Annotated in this window: 22 protein-coding genes and 1 tRNA gene; 9 read left to right on the top strand and 14 right to left on the bottom strand. The window is 71.0% G+C overall.

Annotated elements, in window-relative coordinates; all coding sequences use genetic code 11:
- Nucleotides 1-57: 57 nt before the first annotated feature.
- Together Q9R20_RS11270 and Q9R20_RS11265 are read right to left on the bottom strand one after the other, a co-directional pair.
- Nucleotides 58-1,002 (bottom strand): DMT family transporter, encoded by a 945-nt coding sequence (locus Q9R20_RS11270; RefSeq protein WP_311249424.1) that lies wholly within the window; start codon nucleotides 1,000-1,002, stop codon nucleotides 58-60.
- Between the two features lie 80 nt (nucleotides 1,003-1,082).
- Nucleotides 1,083-1,583 (bottom strand): hypothetical protein, encoded by a 501-nt coding sequence (locus Q9R20_RS11265; protein ID WP_311249423.1) that lies wholly within the window; start codon nucleotides 1,581-1,583, stop codon nucleotides 1,083-1,085.
- A gap of 79 nt (nucleotides 1,584-1,662) precedes the next feature.
- Here Q9R20_RS11265 and Q9R20_RS11260 point away from each other — a divergent pair, with 79 nt between their 5' ends.
- The 3 genes from Q9R20_RS11260 (at nucleotide 1,663) to Q9R20_RS11250 (ending at nucleotide 4,380) form a co-directional block, all read left to right on the top strand.
- Entirely contained in the window at nucleotides 1,663-3,552 is a 1,890-nt protein-coding gene (locus tag Q9R20_RS11260) for an alpha-amylase family protein (protein ID WP_311249422.1), read from the top strand.
- 4 nt (nucleotides 3,553-3,556) lie between these two features.
- Nucleotides 3,557-3,829, top strand: a complete 273-nt coding sequence (locus Q9R20_RS11255) for a hypothetical protein (RefSeq protein WP_311249421.1) — start codon at nucleotides 3,557-3,559, stop codon at nucleotides 3,827-3,829.
- Between the two features lie 77 nt (nucleotides 3,830-3,906).
- Nucleotides 3,907-4,380, top strand: a complete 474-nt coding sequence (locus Q9R20_RS11250) for a nucleoside deaminase (RefSeq protein WP_311249420.1) — start codon at nucleotides 3,907-3,909, stop codon at nucleotides 4,378-4,380.
- A 25-nt stretch (nucleotides 4,381-4,405) separates the two neighbouring features.
- Here the strand turns inward: Q9R20_RS11250 and Q9R20_RS11245 are convergent, their stop codons facing one another.
- The 4 genes from Q9R20_RS11245 to Q9R20_RS11230 form a co-directional block, all read right to left on the bottom strand.
- Entirely contained in the window at nucleotides 4,406-4,750 is a 345-nt protein-coding gene (locus Q9R20_RS11245; protein WP_311249419.1) for a hypothetical protein, read from the bottom strand.
- Nucleotides 4,751-4,907: 157 nt separating this feature from the next.
- Nucleotides 4,908-4,980 (bottom strand) — tRNA-Thr (locus Q9R20_RS11240).
- 60 nt (nucleotides 4,981-5,040) lie between these two features.
- Nucleotides 5,041-5,418 carry a hypothetical protein gene (locus Q9R20_RS11235; RefSeq protein WP_311249418.1) on the bottom strand — a complete coding sequence of 126 codons (378 nt, stop codon included), beginning with the start codon at nucleotides 5,416-5,418 and terminating at the stop codon, nucleotides 5,041-5,043.
- Between the two features lie 43 nt (nucleotides 5,419-5,461).
- Nucleotides 5,462-6,415, bottom strand: coding sequence for a thioredoxin domain-containing protein (locus Q9R20_RS11230; RefSeq protein ID WP_311249417.1), 954 nt, complete (start codon nucleotides 6,413-6,415; stop codon nucleotides 5,462-5,464).
- A 210-nt stretch (nucleotides 6,416-6,625) separates the two neighbouring features.
- On the opposite strand from Q9R20_RS11230, the gene Q9R20_RS11225 reads away from it, so the two are divergent.
- Together Q9R20_RS11225 and Q9R20_RS11220 are read left to right on the top strand one after the other, a co-directional pair.
- Nucleotides 6,626-7,729 (top strand): ABC transporter ATP-binding protein, encoded by a 1,104-nt coding sequence (locus Q9R20_RS11225; protein WP_295783526.1) that lies wholly within the window; start codon nucleotides 6,626-6,628, stop codon nucleotides 7,727-7,729.
- Nucleotides 7,730-7,811: 82 nt separating this feature from the next.
- The gene (locus Q9R20_RS11220; protein ID WP_311249416.1) at nucleotides 7,812-9,134 is read left to right on the top strand and encodes a DUF4032 domain-containing protein; all 1,323 of its coding nucleotides are present in this window, start codon (nucleotides 7,812-7,814) and stop codon (nucleotides 9,132-9,134) included.
- Between the two features lie 214 nt (nucleotides 9,135-9,348).
- On the opposite strand, the gene Q9R20_RS11215 is transcribed toward Q9R20_RS11220, so the two are convergent.
- The 3 genes from Q9R20_RS11215 to cysS are packed head-to-tail and all read right to left on the bottom strand — an operon-like array spanning nucleotide 9,349 to nucleotide 12,398.
- The gene (locus tag Q9R20_RS11215; RefSeq protein ID WP_311249415.1) at nucleotides 9,349-9,990 is read right to left on the bottom strand and encodes an NAD(P)H-binding protein; all 642 of its coding nucleotides are present in this window, start codon (nucleotides 9,988-9,990) and stop codon (nucleotides 9,349-9,351) included.
- Between the two features lie 19 nt (nucleotides 9,991-10,009).
- Nucleotides 10,010-11,005 (bottom strand): 23S rRNA (guanosine(2251)-2'-O)-methyltransferase RlmB, encoded by a 996-nt coding sequence (gene rlmB, locus Q9R20_RS11210; protein WP_295786838.1) that lies wholly within the window; start codon nucleotides 11,003-11,005, stop codon nucleotides 10,010-10,012.
- Complete coding sequence (gene cysS / locus Q9R20_RS11205) at nucleotides 10,998-12,398, bottom strand: cysteine--tRNA ligase (protein WP_311249414.1); 1,401 nt, start codon at nucleotides 12,396-12,398, stop codon at nucleotides 10,998-11,000. Before cysS ends, rlmB begins: the two co-directional genes overlap by 8 nt.
- Before the next feature lie 68 nt (nucleotides 12,399-12,466).
- Between cysS and Q9R20_RS11200 the strand changes: the two genes are divergently transcribed.
- The gene (locus Q9R20_RS11200; protein WP_311249413.1) at nucleotides 12,467-12,928 is read left to right on the top strand and encodes a GNAT family N-acetyltransferase; all 462 of its coding nucleotides are present in this window, start codon (nucleotides 12,467-12,469) and stop codon (nucleotides 12,926-12,928) included.
- On the opposite strand, the gene ispD is transcribed toward Q9R20_RS11200, so the two are convergent.
- Together ispD and Q9R20_RS11190 are read right to left on the bottom strand one after the other, a co-directional pair.
- Entirely contained in the window at nucleotides 12,925-14,127 is a 1,203-nt protein-coding gene (gene ispD, locus Q9R20_RS11195) for a 2-C-methyl-D-erythritol 4-phosphate cytidylyltransferase (RefSeq protein ID WP_311249412.1), read from the bottom strand. The two genes, Q9R20_RS11200 and ispD, sit on opposite strands and share 4 nt — an antisense overlap.
- 46 nt (nucleotides 14,128-14,173) lie before the next feature.
- Complete coding sequence (locus Q9R20_RS11190; protein ID WP_056229249.1) at nucleotides 14,174-14,656, bottom strand: CarD family transcriptional regulator; 483 nt, start codon at nucleotides 14,654-14,656, stop codon at nucleotides 14,174-14,176.
- 160 nt (nucleotides 14,657-14,816) lie between these two features.
- Between Q9R20_RS11190 and Q9R20_RS11185 the strand changes: the two genes are divergently transcribed.
- The gene (locus Q9R20_RS11185) at nucleotides 14,817-15,377 is read left to right on the top strand and encodes a DNA modification methylase (RefSeq protein ID WP_311249411.1); all 561 of its coding nucleotides are present in this window, start codon (nucleotides 14,817-14,819) and stop codon (nucleotides 15,375-15,377) included.
- A 59-nt stretch (nucleotides 15,378-15,436) separates the two neighbouring features.
- Here Q9R20_RS11185 and Q9R20_RS11180 read toward each other — a convergent pair whose 3' ends face one another.
- Nucleotides 15,437-16,120: a response regulator transcription factor gene (locus Q9R20_RS11180; protein WP_311249410.1), complete on the bottom strand. Its 684-nt coding sequence runs from the start codon at nucleotides 16,118-16,120 to the stop codon at nucleotides 15,437-15,439.
- Entirely contained in the window at nucleotides 16,117-17,331 is a 1,215-nt protein-coding gene (locus Q9R20_RS11175) for an ATP-binding protein (protein ID WP_311249409.1), read from the bottom strand. Before Q9R20_RS11175 ends, Q9R20_RS11180 begins: the two co-directional genes overlap by 4 nt.
- Before the next feature lie 172 nt (nucleotides 17,332-17,503).
- On the opposite strand from Q9R20_RS11175, the gene phoU reads away from it, so the two are divergent.
- Nucleotides 17,504-18,187: a phosphate signaling complex protein PhoU gene (phoU, locus tag Q9R20_RS11170; protein WP_311249408.1), complete on the top strand. Its 684-nt coding sequence runs from the start codon at nucleotides 17,504-17,506 to the stop codon at nucleotides 18,185-18,187.
- Between the two features lie 61 nt (nucleotides 18,188-18,248).
- Here the strand turns inward: phoU and Q9R20_RS11165 are convergent, their stop codons facing one another.
- Nucleotides 18,249-18,995, bottom strand: a complete 747-nt coding sequence (locus tag Q9R20_RS11165; protein WP_295837154.1) for a phosphoglyceromutase — start codon at nucleotides 18,993-18,995, stop codon at nucleotides 18,249-18,251.
- A 59-nt stretch (nucleotides 18,996-19,054) separates the two neighbouring features.
- Here Q9R20_RS11165 and Q9R20_RS11160 point away from each other — a divergent pair, with 59 nt between their 5' ends.
- Entirely contained in the window at nucleotides 19,055-19,843 is a 789-nt protein-coding gene (locus Q9R20_RS11160; RefSeq protein ID WP_311249407.1) for a class I SAM-dependent methyltransferase, read from the top strand.
- Nucleotides 19,844-19,911: the final 68 nt, after the last annotated feature.

Raw genomic sequence — 19,911 nt, 5'->3', positions numbered from 1 at the left:
GGCATGCGGCCTCGGGTCACGGCTACGGTCTCGGCGCGGGCCCGACGGCGCGCGGGGTCAGCGACGGCCGGGGCGACGCCAGGGCACCGCGGCCACGACGACCCCGGCGATGGCCACCGCAGCGGCGAGCACGGCTACGGCCGTGGTGGGGGCTGCGGGCGCGGGCCAGAGCGCGTCAAGCACCACCGAGGTGCTGAGCAGGCCCACCACCGATCCGAGGCCGAGCAGCAGCACCCCGGTGCGGCGCACGACGACCGCCGACAAGAAGATGTAGATCACGCCGACGGCGCCGCCGAGGTAGAGCCAGGGCTCGCTCGGGACGGCGCGCGGCGCTCCGGCCACGGCGACGTGCACGACCGCCGCGAGGAGCAGCACCGCGGTGCCTCCGATGAAGTTGACCAATGTCGCGGTGAGCGGGCTCTCGACGCGCACGCGCAGACGTCCGTTCGTGCCCTGCTGCCAGGCGACCCCGGCCCCCGCGACGGCGGGGACGACGAGCATCCACAGGGGCACTCCGCCGAGGGCGTCACCCGACAGGCACACGATCACTCCGGCGATGGCCAGCGCCGCACCGACGAGCCGGCGCACCGTGACCGGTACGACCCCCGCCGGTCCGTAACCCACCCGGTCCAGGACGAGACCGCCGGTGGTCTGGCCCGCGACGAAGCCGACGGTGAACAGCGCGACGCCGATCGTGGCGACGGTGAGGCCCTGACTGGCCACGGTGAACGCGCCGACGAGCCCTCCGAGCAGCATCCACGGGGGGATACTGCGTTCCCGGATGCCGCGCACCAGGCGCCCGAAGCCGCGTCGCCCCTCGGGCACGAGCGCCGACAGCGCGGCGAGGATCACGAGGCCGGAGCTGAACGACACCGCCGCGGCGACGATCCCGTCACCGAGCTCCGCTCCCAGCGTGCCGTTGATGCGCGCCTGCAGGGCGGTGAGGGCGCCGATGAGGGCCGCTCCGCCGACGGCGACGCCGATCGATCCGCGCTCCGACACGGTTCTCCCCTCGCGCCCGCGGCGCGGGCCATCGTCGATCGTACGACGCCCGGCATCCGCCCGCTGCCTGGGCGCCCGCTTCAGGCGCGTGCGAGCGCGAGACGCTCACGCCGGGCGCGCCAAGCCGCCCCGACGGACAACACGAGGAGCAGGACGACGGCGAGAGCGCTGGCCGCGGCCAGCGCGAGCGACGCCCGCGAATAGTCGCCCCCGTTGATGAAGTAGGTGTCGGCGAGGCCCATCCCCGGCCCGAAGGACGCGAAGAAGTACCCGACCGCCCCCATCGCGAGAAGTCCGAGGTACCCGGCGACCGTCGGCCATACGCCCGCGTCGGTCGCGACGAACAGCGCGAACATGACCGCGGCGAGCAAGGGCCCGAACACGACGATCCCGACGACGAGCACTCCCGGCGGTCCCTGCTGCGCCGCGGCGACCTCGGCCCAGATCTGGTCGGCGGTGAGCCCGGGAACGGCGGCCTCGGGGTTCCACACGAGGATCTGCATTAACGCGACGGCCGCGTACGCGCACACCGCCAGCAGCCCGGCCGTGGCGATCAGCACAGTGGTTCGACGCGTCGACATCTCCCCATGCTGATGCACCCGACACACGGCGACAACCTCCGTGTCGACGGAACGGCCGCGGATACGCCAGGCTTTCCCCGTGACCCAGCTCAGCCCCGGCCCCCACGACGTCTCCCGCCTCCTCGGCGATCTCTCCGCCGCGGGCGCCGATCCGGAGTTCCTCGCGCACGCCGAGGCGCACCTGCCGCGACTGCACGAGCTGTTCGTGCGCCTCTACGGCGAGCGCCTCGACGGCGTCGAGCGCTTGGCATCCGTCGTCGACCTCGCCCGTCGCTCCTGGACCGAACGTCCCCGGGCCCTCAAGGCGCTCGACCGCGAGCGCGAAAGCGCCCCGGACTGGTTCGAGAGCGAGCGCATGCTCGGGGGCGTCTGCTACGTCGACCGATACGCGGGCGGGCTCAGCGGCATCCGGGAATCCATCCCGTACTTCCGCGAGCTGGGACTGACGTACCTGCACCTGATGCCTCTGTTCGAGAGCCCCGAGGGCAACAGCGACGGCGGGTACGCGGTGTCGAGCTACCGGCGGGTGAACCCCGCCCTCGGCACGATGGAAGAACTGGCCTCCCTCGCCGCGGAGCTGCGGCGGGCGGGCATCTCGCTCGTGGTCGACTTCATCTTCAACCACACCAGCAACGAGCACGAATGGGCGCAGAAAGCCGTCGCGGGCGAGGCGGGGTATGAGGACTTCTACCTCATCTACCCCGACCGCGAGATGCCGGACGCCTACGAGCAGACCACGCGCGAGATCTTCCCCGACGACCACCCGGGCTCCTTCGTGCAGCTCGACGACGGTCGCTGGATCTGGGCCACGTTCTACCACTTCCAGTGGGACCTCAACTACGCCAACCCCGCGGTCTTCGAGGCGATGGCCGGCGAGATGCTGTTCCTCGCGAACCAGGGCGTCGAGATCCTGCGCATGGATGCCGTGGCGTTCATCTGGAAGCAGCTCGGCACGACCTGCGAATCGCTTCCCGAGGCCCACCTGCTGCTGCAGGCGTTCAACGCCGTGCTGCGCATGGCGGCGCCGGGGCTGCTGTTCAAGTCCGAGGCGATCGTGCACCCCGACGAGGTGATCTCGTACATCTCGCCGGAGGAATGCCAGATCTCGTACAACCCGCTGCAGATGGCCCTGACCTGGGAGGCACTAGCGACTCGCGACGGCCGCCTCCTGCAGCAGGCGCTCGAGCGGCGTCACGCCCTCCCCGCCGGAACCGCCTGGGTGAACTACGTGCGCAGCCACGACGACATCGGCTGGACCTTCGCCGACGAGGATGCCGCCGAGCTCGGCATCGACGGCTACCCCCACCGCCGCTTCCTCAACGACTTCTACGTGGGACGGGCCGAGGGGACGTTCGCACGCGGCGTGCCGTTCCAGGAGAACCCCCGCACCGGCGATGCGCGCGTCACCGGCACCACGGCATCCCTCGCCGGAATCGAGGCGGGAGACGCCGGCGGCGAGGACCGCGTGATCCTCGCGCACGCCCTCGCGCTCTCGACCGGCGGCATCCCCCTGCTGTACCTCGGAGACGAGGTCGCCCAGCTCAACGACTACACCTACGTCGAACGCGCGGACGAGGCGGGAGACAGCCGGTGGGTGCACCGCCCGCACCGTCCGGAGCACAACTACGCCGACAGGACGGATGCCGCGACCCCGGCCGGACGGGTGCACGCCCGGCTGACGCGGCTGATCGACGTGCGCCGCGCCGCCCCGGAGTTCGCCGGCAACGACCTGATCGCCTTCGACGCGCGCGTCGCGTCGATCGTGGCGTTCCTGCGCCCCGGCGCGCAGGGGTTCTCGGTGCTCGTCGTCGCGAACGTGGCCGACTCCCCCGTCGAGATCGCGGCCCTCACCCTGTCCGGTCTCGTTCCCGAGGCGCTCGACATCGTCGACTCGCGACCGGTGTGGCTGGGCGCCGGACTCACCGTGCCCGCCCACGGTGTGCGGTGGCTGCGCGTGCGGACGCGCTGATCCCGTGGACGAGCCCTCGGGCGCCCCGGTGCGCCACCTCGCGGCGCTGGCCGCGGGGATCATCGCGGTCAGTGCGGTGGTGTGGGCGCCCGCGGGCATCGTCGGCGACCTCGTCATGCTCGTCGTCGCGGTCGCCGCGCTGCTGTTCGCCCTGGAGGCGTGCAGGCACCCGGGGCCCCTGCGGTGGACGGCGTTCGCGGGCGCTCTGCTGGGAGGGCTGGTAACGATCGCGGCGGCCGGGATCTTCCTCGTGGCTCTCGCCCGCACCCTCTCCTGACGCACGACAGCCATAGCACGGATGCCACGTCGACGGCAGGGCCGCTCTCTCGGCGCCCGGCCCCCTAGCGTGAGGCCATGAACGACAACGAGCTGTCCGCGCTCACCATCTCCCGCGCGCGCGAGAACGTCCGCGCCGGCGGCAAACCCTTCGCCTGTCTCATCGTGAAGGACGGGGAGATCGTCGTCGAGGCGGTCAACCACGTCGCGCAGGAGGGTGATCCGACGGCGCACGCCGAGATCCGCGCGATCCGCGCCGCGGCGGAGCAGGGCATCGGCGACCTCGCCGGGTACGACATGTTCGTCACCGCCTACCCCTGTCCGATGTGCCTCGGCGCCGTGTATTACGCGCAGCCGGACCGCCTCGTCTTCGCGGTCACGCGGGAGGAGGAGGGCGAGCATTACGAGGACGGCAACCGCCTCATGAGCCTCGCGACGTTCTACGACGAGTACGCCAAGCCCGTCGCGGAGCGCACCCTCCCCACGCAGCGGATCGCCGTCGACGACGCCGCCGCCCCCTTCCGCGAATGGACCGCGAAACACGCGGACTGACACGGGCGGCCGATCGCGCGCGAGCTCACCGCAGGGCGGATGCCGCTTCCACGGTGCGCTGCTGAAGGTACGCGCACAGCCTTCCGGCGGCGGAGACCTCGGCACCGAGGCCGATGAGATCGAGGCTCGTCCCGGTGAGATCGTTCGAGCGGGCCGTCAACGTGGCCACCCAGACCGAATCGGCGCCGAGCTGCAGGTACACCGCCGCGGGCGCGTGCTGCAGATGGACCACCACGATGCCTTCGCCGGTCTCGTCCGCGCCGTCGGTCGGCAGCACGCGGGCCAGGCCGAGCTGCGGGACGTCCGCGCGGGGGAAGTCCTCGACCCATCCGCTCAGGTCAGCCAGAGTCGGGCGGGTCGGGAGCGTCATGAGTCGATCCTATGATCCGTGGGGCCGAGCGGACGCGAATCGCGACGGTTCGCGGGCCGCATCCCGAGCAGGAAGCGGTGTCCGCCCGCTCGTCGCTATGTGCCTCGCGCTGCGCATCCGGACAAGCCCCCGCCCTGCGCAGGACGGCGGAACGACGTGCCGGCTACAGGACTTGAACCTGCAACCCCCGTATTACAAGTACGGTGCGCTACCAATTGCGCCAAGCCGGCGGATGAGGCGGGGCCTCGCTGCACGAGTCTAGGGCGTCCGAGACCCCGACCCTCGACGGGTCAGTCGGTGTGCCTGCCGCTCTGACGGTCCCACTCGAGCGACTTGAACTGCAGGAACGAGCAGAGGTTGCCCGCGACGACGAGCTCGGCGGCGAGGCTCGCCATCTCGTGCGGCGACAGCGTCGTGTCATCCGGACGGCCCGTGAGGGTCGCCTCCCACAACGGCTCGTCGTAGCCGCGGGGCTGCATGTACACCGAGGCCTTGGTGTTGGAGAGGTTCATCACCACGAGCCCGGTGTCCTGGCCGTCGGCGTCCTCCTGGTCGACAACCTTCAGGTTGCCCGCGACCACGTGCCCCTGCTCGCGGAACTCCTGGACCCACGCCTTCAGCTGATCACGGGACCGCCGCGGCGGGGAGTCCTCGATCTCATCGTTCATGACAACAGAATCGCACACGAGCAGCCCTGGGCGAGAGAACCGCTCAGCCTTCGGGGGTCGCGGTCGGGGTGGGCGTGGGGGTCGCCGTGGAGTAGTAGGCGTTGCTGTCGACGGTGAGCACGAACTGTGCGAACTCCTTCGCGTCGTCCATGCTGCCGACGTACGGGGTGCCGTTGACGAGCACGGTGGGCGTCGCGGTCAGCGCCTGACCGTCGGTGTCGGGCAGCCCCTTGATGGCGCGGTCGGTGGCGGCCTTGGCCCACCCGGTGAACGTCTCGTCCTCGATGCACTGGCGGACGGTGGCGATGTCGCTCACGCCCGCGCCCTGCGCCATGTCCGCGAGCTGCTGGTCGCTGTACCCGTCGGAGTCGACCGCCGGCTGATTGGTCAGCAGCTCGTGGTTGAACGCGAAGAAGCGGTCGGGCGCGTGGGTGGCCACGCACGCGGCGGAACCGGCTGCGCGCAGGCTGTACTTCGTGCCGTTCGACTTCGAGGTCAGCATGGCGACCGGGTAGTAGGTGAGCTTCGCGGCGTCGTCACCGACCCACTTCGACAGCTGGGTGGCGTTGGCCGCCTGGAACTCCCGGGCCTCGGTCGACATGTAGTCGACGTACACGCGGATGTCGACCGGAGCCGCCGTGCCGGTGGGCTCGGGGGTGGCCGACGCGGTGGGCGCGGCACCCGCCGCCATCGTCGCGGAGCTGCCGTCGACCGTCTGGTCGGCGCGCGGGTCGGCGACCGCCGAGGCGGTGGTCACGACGAAGCCGTCGTCGCTCGCGGCATCCGGAAGCGCCTGCGAACGGGCCTCGCGGGAGTTCAACGCCATCGAGACGCCCACGGCTCCGACGCCGATGACCGCGACGGCGCCCAGACCGATGAGCGAGCGGCGCGCGATGCGCCAGCGCGTCTGCTTGGCCTTGACCTGCTGCGCCTTCTCGCGCACCGCCTCACGACGGTCGCGTTCGGCTGGCACGTTCGGGGACTCGTCGTGGGACATGGAACCTTCCGGGGCACGGACGACGCCGTGGAAAATGGGGGGACGCTCGGGTGGGCGAACGAGCATCGATGCTAACGAGGCTGGCTGAGAAATGGCCAGACACATGCCATACTGACCCTGCGTCCAATGGCGGGCGCACGGGGTCGCCCCCGTTCATTCCATTCACTACGGATCGTCCGGCACGTACCTGCCGGTGAAGGAGAAGAAAACATGGCGTCCGTCACCTTCGACAACGCAACCCGTCTGTACCCGGGCGGCACTCGCCCCGCGGTCGACAAGCTGAACCTCGACGTCGCCGACGGCGAGTTCCTGGTCCTCGTCGGCCCCTCCGGCTGCGGAAAGTCCACCTCGCTGCGCATGCTCGCCGGCCTCGAAGAGGTCAACTCCGGCCGCATCCTCATCGGCGACCGCGACGTCACCGACGTGCCGCCGAAGGACCGCGACATCGCGATGGTCTTCCAGAACTACGCGCTCTACCCGCACATGACCGTCGCCGAGAACATGGGCTTCGCGCTCAAGATCGCCGGCGTCGGAAAGGAAGAACGCGCCGCGCGCGTCCTCGAGGCCGCCAAGCTCCTCGACCTCGAGCAGTACCTGACGCGCAAGCCCAAGGCCCTCTCGGGTGGTCAGCGTCAGCGCGTCGCCATGGGCCGCGCCATCGTCCGTCAGCCCCAGGTGTTCCTCATGGACGAGCCGCTGTCGAACCTCGACGCCAAGCTCCGCGTCCAGACGCGCACCCAGATCGCGTCGCTCCAGCGCCGCCTGGGCGTCACCACGGTCTACGTCACCCACGACCAGACCGAGGCGCTCACGATGGGCGACCGCATCGCCGTGCTCAAGGACGGCCTCCTGCAGCAGGTCGGCACCCCGCGCGACCTCTACGAGACCCCGAAGAACGTCTTCGTCGCCGGCTTCATCGGTTCGCCCGCGATGAACCTCTTCACGGCCGACCTGGCCGAGGGCGGCGTCCGCTTCGGCGACCTCGTCGTCCCCGTCGAGGCCGACACCATCGGCAAGGCCCACGGCTCCGAGGTCACCATCGGCGTGCGTCCCGAGGACATCCAGGTCGCCCCGGCCGACGGCCGCGGCCTGAAGGTCGTCGTCGACCTCGTCGAGGAGCTCGGCGCCGACGGCTACCTCTACGGTCACACCGACATCAACGGCAAGCGCACCGACCTGGTCGCGCGTGTCGACGGTCGCCGTCACCCCAACGCGGGTGAGACGGTCGTGCTGGCGCCAGTCCCGGGCCACGTGCACGTCTTCGACCTCGAGTCGGGCGAGCGCCTGACCGACCGGGCCATCGCCTCGGCCTGATCCACGCACCGACGCGGCGCGTCCTCGATCCCGATCCGTCGGGGCCGGGGGCGCGCCGCACCGCTTTTCCCGGAGGTCCTCCGTGTCCGAATCGCTCAGCATCACCGCCAGCACCGTCGACCCCGGCCTTCTGCAGCTGCCCTGGTCCACGGGGCTCGCGGATTGGCCGAGCAGCCACATCGTCGCGCTGCCCAAGGGCATCTCACGGCACCTCGTGCGCTTCGCCAACCTCTCCGGGCGGGTCGTCGCCATCAAGGAGACCACGGAGGAGATGGCGCGCCGAGAGTACGACATGCTCGGCAACCTCGACCGCCTCGACGCCCCCTGCGTCGAGCGCGTCGCCGTGATCGCCGGTCGGACCGATGCGTCGGGGCGCCCCCTGCCCGCGGCCCTCGTCACGGCGCACCTGCGGTTCTCCCTCCCCTACCGGGCCCTGTTCACCCAGGTGCTGCGGCCCCACACCGCCACCCGTCTCGTCGACGCCCTCGCGGTGCTGCTCGTACGTCTGCACAACGTCGGCTTCTACTGGGGCGACGTGTCGCTGTCGAACACCCTTTTCCGCCGTGATGCCGGCGAGTTCGCCGCGTACCTCGTCGACGCCGAGACCGGCGAGCTGCACGGCAACCGGCTGAGCCCGGGTCAGCGCGCGCACGACCTCGACATCGCCCGTGTCAACATCGCGGGCGAGATCATGGACCTCGAAGCCGGGGGACGCCTCGAGGGCGGGGTGGATGCCATCGCCATCGCCGACGGACTGGTCTCGTCCTACCACTCGCTGTGGGGTGCGCTCACCGACCGGGAGTCGTTCGCCGTCGACGAGTCGTGGCGCATCACCGAGCGCGTGCACCGTCTGAACGCGCTGGGCTTCGACATCGGCGAGATGTCGATCCGCACGGCCAGCGATGGCACCCAGGTGTCGATCCAGCCCAAGGTGGTCGATGCCGGACACCACCAGCGTCGCCTCCTGCGCCTGACCGGCCTCGACGTCGAGGAGAATCAGGCCCGCCGCCTGCTCAACGATCTCGACGAGTTCCGCGCGCGCGTCTCGCGCCTCGGTGCCGACGAGGAGCGCGTGGCCCACGAGTGGCTGACCCGCGTCTTCGAGCCCATCGTCATGGCGATCCCGTGGGACCTCCGGGCCAAGCTCGAGCCCGCCGAGGTCTTCCATCAGGTGCTCGAGCACCGCTGGTACATGTCGCAGGCGCGCGGCCGCTCGGTGCCCCTCGCCGAGGTGGTCAGCTCCTACATCGACGACGTCCTGCGCCACCGGCGCGACGAGGCGACGGTGATGGGCCCGCCCACCGACACGATGTCGCTGGCGACGGTATCCGACGCCGACGCCCCCGCGACGGGCGAGGTACCCACGACCGACACCGACACGGTCGACTGGCGCGACCTGGTCTGACCGCCCGATCGCGCGCGAGATCACGTGTCCTCGGGGCGATCGCGCGCGAGATCACGTGACTGGACGAGGTCGCACGCGAATTCGTGGGATCTCGTCCAGGTCACGTGTCCTCGCGGGGTTGTCCGTCGCAGGGGCAGGTGCTCGCACGGAACGACGAAGGCCGCGGCATCCGGAGTTCAGTCCGGATGCCGCGGCCTCGACGTCGCGTGGGAGGTCAGTACCCCACGGTGAAGCGCTCGCGCGTGTGCCTGGGGTTCTCGATCTCGTCGAGGACGGCGATCGCGAAGTCGGCGCCGCCGATGAACGAGTCGCCGTTGTCGTCGACCACGAGCACGTCGCCGCCGTCGCGGTACGAACCGGTGCGCTCGCCCGGCGCCCACGAGCCGAAGCCGCCGGCCGGGTGCACGTAGAACCAGTCGCGGCCGGTGTCGTCGGCCTGCAGATCCTCGAGGATGCCAATCGCTTCGCGCGCCTCGGGCTTGTACTCCTCGGCGAAGCCGTCCGTGTCGATCAGACGCGGTCCGCCCTCGGCCGCGAGCGAACCGCCGGCGCCGCCGACGACGCCCACGCGGACGTTCTCCGGGAGCGCCGTGACGAGCTCGGCGATCGCGGGACGAAGCTTGCCCTCCATGTCGCCGCGGGGAGCGGCGGCCGACACCACCACGTCGACGCCCTCGAGCTGGGCGACGAGACCGGGGACGTCGAGGACGGTCCCTTCGAGGTAGGTCGCGCCCTCGACACGCTCGGTGGGCACCGAGCGGGCGATCGAGACGACGGTATGGCCGCGGCGGACGGCCTCGGTGACGATGTGGCTGCCGGCGTAACCGGTGCCTCCGATGACGGCGATGCGGGGCATGGGCGTTCCTCTCGGTGGATCAGACGGCGCCGCGCAGCGTCGACACCTGGTACAGGGCGACGGATGCCGCGATGCCGGCGTTGAGCGACTCGGTGGCGGTGGAGATGGGGATCGACACGACCTGGTCGCACGTCTCGGTAACCAGGCGCGAGAGGCCCTTGCCCTCGGATCCGACGACGATCACGACGGGGCGATCGGCGAGCTCGAGTGCGGGAAGCGACACGTCGCCGTCGCCGTCGAGGCCGAGCACGAAGACACCCTGCTTCTTGAATTCCTTGAGCGTCGCGGTGAGATTGGCCGCCAGGGCGACGGGGATGCGGGCGGCGGCTCCGGCGCTGGTCTTCCAGGCGGCGGAGTTGACGCTCGCCGAGCGACGCTGCGGGATGATCAGACCTTGACCGCCGAACGCTCCGGTGGAGCGGATGATCGCCCCGAGGTTGCGCGGGTCGGTGACGCCGTCGAGCGCGACCAGCAGGGGGACCTCACCGCGGTCGATGATCTTCTCGAGCAGGTCCTGCGGGTGCGCGTAGGAGTACGGGGGCACCTTGAGCGCCACTCCCTGGTGCACACCGTCGAAGCCTGCCATGCGGTCGAGCTCGGGACGGGTCACCTCGAGCACGGGGATGCCGCGGTTGGTCGCGATTGACAGCATCTCTTTGACGCGGTCGTCCATCTCGACGCGCTGGGCGATGTACATCGCCGTGGCGGGGATCTTCGCGCGCAGCGCCTCGAGCACCGAGTTGCGCCCGGTGACGGTCTCGGTGTCGTCGGCGGCCTTGGGGCTCTTGCGGTTCGGGTTGCCGACGGCGCGGACACCCGGCCGTCCCTTGCCACCGGCCGCGGCGTATCGCTCCTCGGCCGCCTTGCGCTTTCCGGCGGGGTGCCAGGCGCGGTCCTCCGCCTTCGGGGTGGGTCCGCGACCCTCGAGCGCCTTGCGGGAGTGTCCGCCGGTGCCCTTGAGGGGGCCCTTCTTCTTGCCGGGGTTGCGTGCTCCCGGGCGTCCAGGCTTAGCCATCGATACTCCAATGCGTTCCGGCCGGAGTGTCCTCCAGCGTGATTCCTGCGGCGGCGATCGCGTCTCGAATGCGATCCGCGGCCGCCCAATCCTTGTCCGCGCGGGCTTGCGCGCGCTGCGTGATCATCGTCTGGACGAGGGCGTCCAGAGCGGCGGTCTCCGCTCCCCCGCCGGTGTCACCCCACTGAGAAGAGTGAGGGTTGAGACCCAGGACGAGCGTCATCTGCATGACGTCCATGACGTGCTGCTTCGCCTCATCGTACCGGCCGGCGTCCAGCAGCGCATTCCCCGACCGGATGCTGGTGTGGATCGCCGCGAGCGCCCGGGGAACCGAGAGGTCGTCGTCCATCGCTTCGACGAATTCCTCGGGCAGCCCCTCCTTCGCCTCGGGCCATCCCGGCTGCACGTGGCGACGAGCCCGATCGAGGAACGTGCGGATGCGCCCGAGCGCGGTCTCGGCCTCGGCCCACGACGCCTCGCTCAGGTCGAGGTTCGAGCGATAGTGCGCCGCGGCGAGGGCGTAGCGCACCACGAGAGGGTCATGAGCCTCGAGGACGTCGGCCGCGAGGGTGAAGTTGCCTAGGGACTTCGACATCTTCTGGCCGTCGACCGTCACGAGGCCGTTGTGCACCCAGTAGCGGGCGAAGGCGTCGCCCGCGGCGGTCGACTGCGCGATCTCGTTCTCGTGGTGGGGGAAGCGCAGGTCGAGACCGCCGCCGTGGATGTCGAACTCGGCACCGAGGTAGCGGCGCGACATCGCCGAGCACTCGATGTGCCACCCCGGCCGACCCTCGCCCCACGGGGAGGCCCAGGTCGCCGACGCTGGCTCTCCCGCCTTCGCGCTCTTCCACAGGGCGAAGTCGCGGGGATCGCGCTTGCCCCGGGGATCCGCGTCGGCCGCGGGCTCCATGGCATCCAGGCTCTGTCTCGTGAGCTCGCCGTAGGCGGGCCACGAGCGCACGTCGAAGTACACGTCGCCGGCCGCCGCGTAGGCGTGTCCGCGCTCGATGAGCTCGGCGATGAGCTCCTGCATCTGCGTCACCGACGCCGTCGCGCGGGGTTCGTAGGTGGGGGGAAGGATGCCGACGGCGTCATACGCACGCGAGAACTCGAGCTCCATGCGATAGGCCAGCGCCCACCACGGCTCCCTCTCGGTGGCGTTCGCGAGCACCTTGTCGTCGATGTCGGTGACGTTGCGCACGAAAGTGACCCGGCCGTACCGGTGCGTGAGCCAGCGACGCAGGAGGTCGAAGGCGAGGGCGGCGCGGACGTGGCCGATGTGCGGGCCCGACTGGACGGTCGGACCGCAGACGTAGACCGTGACGTTCGAGGGGTCGAGGGGGACGAAGTCGCGGAGTCCCTGCGTCTTCGTGTCGTACAGCCGAACAGTCACCGCCCCAGCCTACCGGCCGGTCTTCGACGCGACCCGTGCGTGAAACATGGGGTCGTTAGGGTGCGGGGGTGCCTCTTCTGATCCGCCCCGACGACCTCTCCGCAGACGCCACGCGCGCCCTCGTCGCCGCCCACCTCGCGGGCATGCTCGAGAACACCCCCGCCGAGAGCGTGCACGCCCTCGACGTCGATCGGCTCACCTCCGACGGCGTCACCGTGTGGTCCGCCTGGGTCGACGACGAGCTGGCCGGCATCGGCGCCTGCAAAGACCTCGACGCCGGTCGGGCCGAGCTGAAGTCGATGCGGGTCGTTCAGGAGTTTTTGGGCCAGGGCATCGGGCGGGCCGTTCTGCGGCACATCATGGACGACGCGCGGGAGCGCGGTATCCGGAGCCTGTGGCTCGAGACGGGCAGCACCGACGACTTCGTGCCGGCCCGGCGCCTGTACGCGAGCGAGGGGTTCGTGGAGTGCCCGGCGTTCGCGCCCTACGCGCCCGATCCGCTGTCGACGTTCATGACGCGCGAGCTCTAGGCCGGCAGCACGAGAGCCGTCGCGAAAGCGGCGACGCCCTCGCTGCGGCCGGTGAAGCCAAGACCGTCGGTCGTCGTCGCGCTCACCGAGACGGGGGCGCCGCCGAGGGCCGCGGACAGGGCCTGCTCCGCCTCGACGCGGCGCGAGGCGAACCGCGGACGGTTCGCCTGGACCTGCACCGACACGTTGCCGATGCGCCATCCCGCCGCCGACAGCAGCCCGACGGTGTGCGCGAGGAAGGCGGCCGCGTGCGCTCCGGCGAACTCGGGCCGGTCGGTGCCGAAGTGCGTGCCGATGTCGCCGAGACCCGCCGCGGCCAGCAGCGCGTCGACGATCGCGTGCGCGACGGCGTCTCCGTCGGAGTGGCCCGACAGGGCCTGCTCCCCCGGCCATTCCAGACCCGCGAGCCACAGGGTGCCCTCTCCCCCGAAGCCGTGCACGTCGGTGCCGATGCCCACGCGTGGTGCCGAGCGGGCCGGCGGGGCGAAGACGGATGCCACGGCGCCCGCCGTGAGAAGAGCGCGAGCGCGGTCGAGGTCGGGGCCGGTCGTGATCTTGAACGCCACGGCATCACCCTCGACCGTGACCACGGAATGCCCGGCCGCGGCGACGACGGCCGCGTCGTCGGTGTGGTCGGCACCGGCGGACGCGAGGGCGGTCTCCAAGACGGTGCGGCGGAAGCCCTGCGGGGTCTGGGCAGCCGCCAGCTCCGAGCGGTCGACGGGAGCGACCACACGCCCCTGGTCGTCGACGCGCTTGATCGTGTCGACGACGGGCAGAACGGGGATGACGGCAGCGGCTCCCGCGTCGACGGCCGCGACCACCCGGTCGAACACCGCGGGCGGGGTCAGGGCTCGCGCCGCGTCGTGCACCAGCACGGTCTCGACGTCGGCCCAGAGCGCACCGAGGCCCGCGGCGACGGACTCCTGCCGGCTCGCCCCGCCGACCACGACCGTGACGAGGTCGGCGCGATCGCCCGCGGCATCCCTCGCGTCGGTCAGCGCCTCGCCCTCGTACCCCTCGGGCACCACGACGACCACCTGCGCACTGGTCGCGGCGAAGACCCCGCGCAGCGCGTGGTGCAGGATCGACCGGTCGTCGATGCCGACGAACGCCTTTGGCGCGCCACCCTTCAAGCGGGTGCCGGAGCCGGCGGCGACGACGATGACCGCGAGACGCGGGACGGGGGTGAGAGTCACCCGTTCACGCTAGCGCGCCGCCGAAGCGGCGACGCGCCGAGCGGGATCAGGACGCGAGGACCTCGTCGAGCACGACGCTCGCGCGGTCTTCGTCGGTCTTCTCGGCCAGAGCGAGCTCCGACACCAGGATCTGACGGGCCTTCGCCAGCATGCGCTTCTCGCCCGCGGACAGACCACGGTCCTGATCCCGGCGCCACAGGTCGCGGACGACCTCGCTGACCTTGATCACGTCGCCCGAGGCGAGCTTCTCGAGGTTCGCCTTGTAGCGGCGCGACCAGTTGGTCGGTTCCTCGGTGAAGGGTGCGCGCAGCACCTCGAACACGCGGTCGAGACCCTCTTTGCCGATCACGTCGCGAACGCCGACGAGGTCGACGTTGTCAGCCGGGACCTCGATGACGAGGTCTCCCTGGGTGACGTTGAGCTTCAGGTACTTCTTCGTCTCGCCCTTGATAACGCGTTCTTTGACCTCGATGATCGTGGCCGCGCCATGGTGCGGGTAAACGACGGTCTCGCCAACCTCAAAAAGCATGGAGTTATGTCCTTTCGGCAACATCCAGGATACCACAGGCCCGCATGCGCTAAGGTTCCGCCCTCCCCCGGCGCCCTCGCGCGCGCGAGGGCGCGCCGGAAGGCGGTGACGCACCCCGTAGGATGAGGAGGGAATGCCGTCCGTCGATCTTGGAGGATCCGTGAAAACGCGCCTGATCGCGTCCGTCGCCCTGGGTGCCGCTGTCCTGTTGGGCACGACGGGGTGCAACCTCATCGCTCCCCAGGCGACGACCATCGACTACTCGGCCTCCGACGGCGTGAACGTGCCCGCCTCGGCCGGCCCGCTCTCGGTGCGCAACGCCCTCATCGTCGCCAACGACGACGGCACCACCGGCAACTTCGTCGCCGCGATCGTCAACGACACCACCGAGCAGCTGACGCTGAACATCGAGGTCGGCGAGGGCACCTCGGCCGTCCGTGAGACGGTCACCGTGCCGGCCAACCGCACCCTCAGCCTCGGCGACCTGGCCAACGACGTCGAGCCGCTGCGCCTGTCCGACATCGACGCCGTGCCCGGCAGCACCGTCCCCGTGTACTTCCAGTCCGGCGACGGCGAGGGCTCGCTCATGCAGGTGCCCGTGCTCGACGGCGCCCTCGAGTACCTCGCTCCCCTCGCGCCCACGCCCGAGGCGACGGTCACGATCACCTCGACCCCGACGCCCGTCGCGACCCCGAGCCCCACCGCGACGCCCGCGGGCTGACGCCCACACGACGAAGGCGCCGACGATGATCGTCGGCGCCTTCGTCGTTCCCGGCGGCGTCAGGCCTCGAAGCGGTAGCCGAGCCCCCGGACGGTGACCAGCATGCTCGGCTCGCTCGGGTTCTGCTCGATGCGCGAGCGGATGCGCTTGATGTGGACGTCGAGCGTCTTGGTGTCGCCGAAGTAGTCGGTCCCCCACACGCGGTCGATGAGCTGGCCCCGCGTCAGCACGCGACCGGCGTTACGCATGAGCACCTCGAGCAGCTCGAACTCCTTGAGGGGGATGCCGATCTCCGCCCCGTCCACGGCGACCGTGTGACGGTCGATGTCGAGGACGACCCGGCCGCCCGAGAGGACGCGCTCGTCGAGATCGCCGTCCTCGGGGGTGCGCCGGCGCAGCACCGCCCGCATCCGGGCGAGCAGCTCGCGCGTCGAGTAGGGCTTCGTCACGTAGTCGTCGGCACCGAGCTCGAGACCCACGACGATGTCGACCTCGGAGTCCTTCGCGGTCAGCATGATGATCGGGACCTGCGAGGTCAGGCGCAGCTGACGGCACACCTCCGTGCCGGGCATGCCGGGCAGCATGAGGTCGAGCAGGAGGATGTCCGCACCGCGCTCGCGGAAGGCGGTCAGGGCGAGGGCGCCGTCTTCGGCGATCTCGACCTCGTAGCCCTCCCGGCGCAGCAGGTAGGCCAGCGGGTCGGCCAGATCGGGCTCGTCCTCGACGATCAGAACGCGGGTCATGCGGTGTCTCCCTTCGCGGGTACGGGGGTCGTCGCGGAGCTCTTGCGGCCCTTGCGGCGGGGTTTGGGGCGGACGCTCTCGAGATCGGGAGCCTCCGACATCGGCAGGCGGATGGTGAAGGTCGAGCCGCGATCGGGACGCGACCACAGCCGCACCTCGCCGCCGTGGCGCTGCACGGCGTGCTTGACGATCGACAGCCCCAGGCCCGTGCCGCCGGTCCGCCGGGAGCGCGCTTGGTCGGCACGGTAGAAGCGCTCGAAGACACGGTGCTGGTCGCCCTCGGGGATGCCGATGCCGCGGTCGGTCACCGCGATCTCGACCACGGTGTCGTCGAGCTTGACCCCGACGCCGACCTTCGATCCCTCCGGGGAGTAGGCGATGGCGTTGGCCACGAGGTTGCCGACGGCCTCGGTGAGGATCTGGGGCTCCCCGCGCACCCACAGGCCCTTCGTACCGCCGCGGACGACCGTGACCTGGGCCGCATCGGCCTGGACCGCGTACCCCTCGACGGCCGCCGCGACCACCTCGTCGATCGAGACGTCTCGCACGTCGCGCAGTTCGTCGGAGGCCTGCAGACGCGACAGACTCAGGATGCGATTGACCAGGGCGGCCAAGCGCGTCACCTCGGCCTGCAGCCGGGTGGAGAAATGGCGGACCTGGGCGGGGTCGTCGGCGGCGGACTCGATCGCCTCGGCGAGCAGGCTCACCGCTCCCACCGGCGTCTTCAGCTCGTGGCTGGTGTTCGCCACGAAGTCGCGCCGCATCTCCTCCACCCGCTCGCGCTCGGTGATGTCGCGCAGGACGAGGAGCGTCAGGCGGCCGGAGATGGGCGTCGCGCGCACGGCGACGAGGCGCGGCTCGGCGGGAGCAGCTCCCCGGCGCAGGCGCAGGTTCTCCGCGATGCCGGCCCCGGTGTCGCGCGCCACGCGGGCCACCCGCTTGAGCTCTTCGCTGGCGATGACCTCTCCGGACTGGACGCCGAACACCTCGGCGGCCGGCGAGAGCGCCAGCACCGTCGAGGAGGTGTCGCACACGAAGGCGGGGTCGTCCATCGCCCCCAGCATGGCCTCGACACCCTCCGGCACCTCCGCGGAGGTCTGGGCCAGGGAGCGGTCGCGAGCGCGTAGGGCTGCGACCACGAGGCCGACCACCGCCGCCCCGACCAGGAGTCCTGCGAGGAGCGCGAGCAGCACGAGCTGCGGTTGTTCCATGCCTCCAGCGTAGGGGCGCCCCTCGGGCGTCACCGGCCGTTCACCCCCGGGAGAGCGGCAGCAGCGGCTACTATTCACTGTCACAGCACCACTCGTTAACCTTCGCTGGGAAGAATCCCGGAGGGTTGCGGGACACCTATGTGCCGTGCCGCCGACGAGGAAGGTACCCGCCATGCGCGAAGTATTCCACCAGTCCCTCGAGGACGTTCAGAGCCGACTGGTCGAGATCGCCGACCTCGTGACCATCGCCATCGACCGCGCGACGCGCGCCTTCGGGACGAGCGACGTCGCCCTGGCCGAAGAGGTCATCGAAGCCGACGCCATCATCGACGAGAAGGCCGTCGAGCTCGACGAGCTCGCGATCGAGATCCTCGCCCGCCAGCAGCCGGTCGCGCGCGACCTGCGTATCGTCGTCACCGCCCTGCGCGTCAGCGCCTCGCTCGAGCGCATGGGCGACATGGCCGAGCACATCGCGCAGCTCGCCCGGTCGCGCTTCCCGGAGCGCGCCGTCCCCAAGGGGCTGAAGACCACGTTCACCCGCATGGGCGAACTCGACGTCGAGGTGGCCCGCCGTCTGGCCGAGCTGCTGCGCACGCAGGACCTGCGCATCGCAGAGTCGATCCGCGACGCCGACGACGACATCGACGAACTGCACGTCAGCGTGTTCGAGAAGGTCCTCGGCGACTCGTGGAAGGGCGAGGCCACAGCGACCGTCGACGCGACCCTGGCCAGCCGTTACCACGAGCGCTTCGCCGACCACGCCGTCTCGGTGGCCAAGAAGGTCATGTACCTCGCCACCGGCGACTGGGCCGGTGCCGACGACGAGACCGCGCACGAGCCCAGCCCGGTCATCTGACCGCACCGCGCAGAAGAGGGGTGGATGCCGACCGGCATCCACCCCTCTTCTCGTCTCGGTGTCAGTGCTTGTTGCCCTGGGCGGCCACGGCCGCGGCTCCGGCGGCGGCGGCCTCGGGGTCGAGGTACTCGCCCGGACCGAGCGGCTTGAGCTCGTCGTCGAGGCGGTACACCAGCGGGATGCCGGTGGGGATGTTGAGCTCCGCGATGTCGGCGTCGCTGATGCCCTCGAGGTGCTTCACGAGGCCCCGCAGCGAGTTGCCGTGCGCGGTGACCAGGACCGTCTTGCCGGCCTGCAGGTCGGGGACGATGTCGCTGTGCCAGTACGGCAGCATGCGGTCGATCACGATGGCGAGCGACTCGGTGTCGGGCACCTCGCCGTCGATGCCCGCGTAGCGGGGGTCGCCGACTTGGCTGAACTCGTCGTCGGCGGGCAGCGGCGGCGGCGGCACGTCGAAGGAGCGACGCCAGAGCATGAACTGCTCGTTACCGAACTCCTCGAGGGTCTGCGCCTTGTCCTTGCCCTGCAGGGCGCCGTAGTGGCGCTCGTTGAGGCGCCACGAACGCTTGACGGGGATCCACAGGCGGTCGGCCGCGTCGAGCGCGATGTTGGCGGTCTGGATGGCACGGCTGAGCACCGAGGTGTGCAGCACGTCGGGGAGGACGCCCGACTCGGCGAGCAGCTCGCCGCCGCGCTTCGCCTCCGCCTTGCCCTGGTCGGTGAGTCGCACGTCGACCCAGCCGGTGAACTGGTTGGTCTTGTTCCACTCGCTCTGCCCGTGGCGGAGGAGGATCAGCGTGTGAGGCATGACTCCATGCTATCGACGCGACGACCGCCCGCCCGAGCCGCACCTGGCATCATGTCGGGGTGAGCTCCTCCCCCGTCGGCCGCCCCACGCGCGGTACGACCGGGGTCAACCGCCTCCGCCGGATCGACCGCTGGATCGCTCGGCATCCGGTCCTCCGGCGCACCGATGACCCCCTCGTGGTCGACCTCGGCTTCGGGGCGAGCGCGGTCACGCCCCTCGAATTGCTCTCTCGACTGCGAAGGCAGAGACCGGATGCCGAGGTCCTCGGCCTCGAGATCGACCCCGACCGCGTCGCGCGGGCGCGCGAGCAGGCCGCGGGCGTGGCGGGGGTCTCCTTCGCACGCGGCGGCTTCGAGGTACCGGTCGCCGGTGGGCGACGGCCCGCCGTCATCCGCGCGATGAACGTGCTGCGACAGTACGACGAAGACGACGTCGCCGGCGCGTGGGCTCAGATGTGCGACCGCCTGCAGCCCGGCGGCATCCTGGTCGAGGGCACCTGCGACGAGATCGGACGGGTGGCCACCTGGGTGGAGGTGGGGGCGGATGCCGTGGCGCTCAGCCTCACCGTCTCGCTCCGGCTGGCCGAGCTCGACTCCCCCGCGATCGCCGCCGAGCGTCTGCCCAAAGCCCTGATCCATCGCAACGTCGAGGGCGAGCGCGTGCACGCGTTCCTGGCATCCGTGGACCGGGAGTGGACGCGGGCGGCGGCCCTCGCGCCCTTCGGTGCGGTGCACCGCTGGCGCACGGCGATGCAGGCCCTCGATGACGCCGGGTGGCCGCTGGTCCGGCGCGAGCGCTGGCGGCTCGGGGAGGTCGGCGTGGCCTGGGGCGCCGTAGCGCCGGGCTAGATCAGAACGGAGAGCCCGCCCGGCGGGCCTGGGACGCGATCGGGCCGGCCTGGACGCGACCCACGCCC

The sequence above is a fragment of the Microbacterium sp. PRF11 genome, assembly GCF_031844085.1.
In the GTDB taxonomy this organism is placed as follows: domain Bacteria; phylum Actinomycetota; class Actinomycetes; order Actinomycetales; family Microbacteriaceae; genus Microbacterium.
Note: the sequence above shows the minus strand (reverse complement) of the source record. Positions and strands in the feature narration are given on the sequence as shown.

Coding starts and splice junctions, on each gene's coding strand:
- Q9R20_RS11250 (WP_311249420.1), top strand. CDS start 3,907: ATGAACGACAACGAGCTGTCCGCGCTCACCATCTCCCGCGCGCGCGAG.
- Q9R20_RS11215 (WP_311249415.1), bottom strand. CDS start 9,990: ATGCCCCGCATCGCCGTCATCGGAGGCACCGGTTACGCCGGCAGCCAC.
- Q9R20_RS11235 (WP_311249418.1), bottom strand. CDS start 5,418: ATGAACGATGAGATCGAGGACTCCCCGCCGCGGCGGTCCCGTGATCAG.
- rlmB (WP_295786838.1), bottom strand. CDS start 11,005: ATGGCTAAGCCTGGACGCCCGGGAGCACGCAACCCCGGCAAGAAGAAG.
- Q9R20_RS11245 (WP_311249419.1), bottom strand. CDS start 4,750: ATGACGCTCCCGACCCGCCCGACTCTGGCTGACCTGAGCGGATGGGTC.
- Q9R20_RS11230 (WP_311249417.1), bottom strand. CDS start 6,415: ATGTCCCACGACGAGTCCCCGAACGTGCCAGCCGAACGCGACCGTCGT.
- Q9R20_RS11265 (WP_311249423.1), bottom strand. CDS start 1,583: ATGTCGACGCGTCGAACCACTGTGCTGATCGCCACGGCCGGGCTGCTG.
- Q9R20_RS11175 (WP_311249409.1), bottom strand. CDS start 17,331: ATGGAACAACCGCAGCTCGTGCTGCTCGCGCTCCTCGCAGGACTCCTG.
- phoU (WP_311249408.1), top strand. CDS start 17,504: ATGCGCGAAGTATTCCACCAGTCCCTCGAGGACGTTCAGAGCCGACTG.
- Q9R20_RS11225 (WP_295783526.1), top strand. CDS start 6,626: ATGGCGTCCGTCACCTTCGACAACGCAACCCGTCTGTACCCGGGCGGC.
- Q9R20_RS11165 (WP_295837154.1), bottom strand. CDS start 18,995: ATGCCTCACACGCTGATCCTCCTCCGCCACGGGCAGAGCGAGTGGAAC.
- Q9R20_RS11180 (WP_311249410.1), bottom strand. CDS start 16,120: ATGACCCGCGTTCTGATCGTCGAGGACGAGCCCGATCTGGCCGACCCG.
- Q9R20_RS11190 (WP_056229249.1), bottom strand. CDS start 14,656: ATGCTTTTTGAGGTTGGCGAGACCGTCGTTTACCCGCACCATGGCGCG.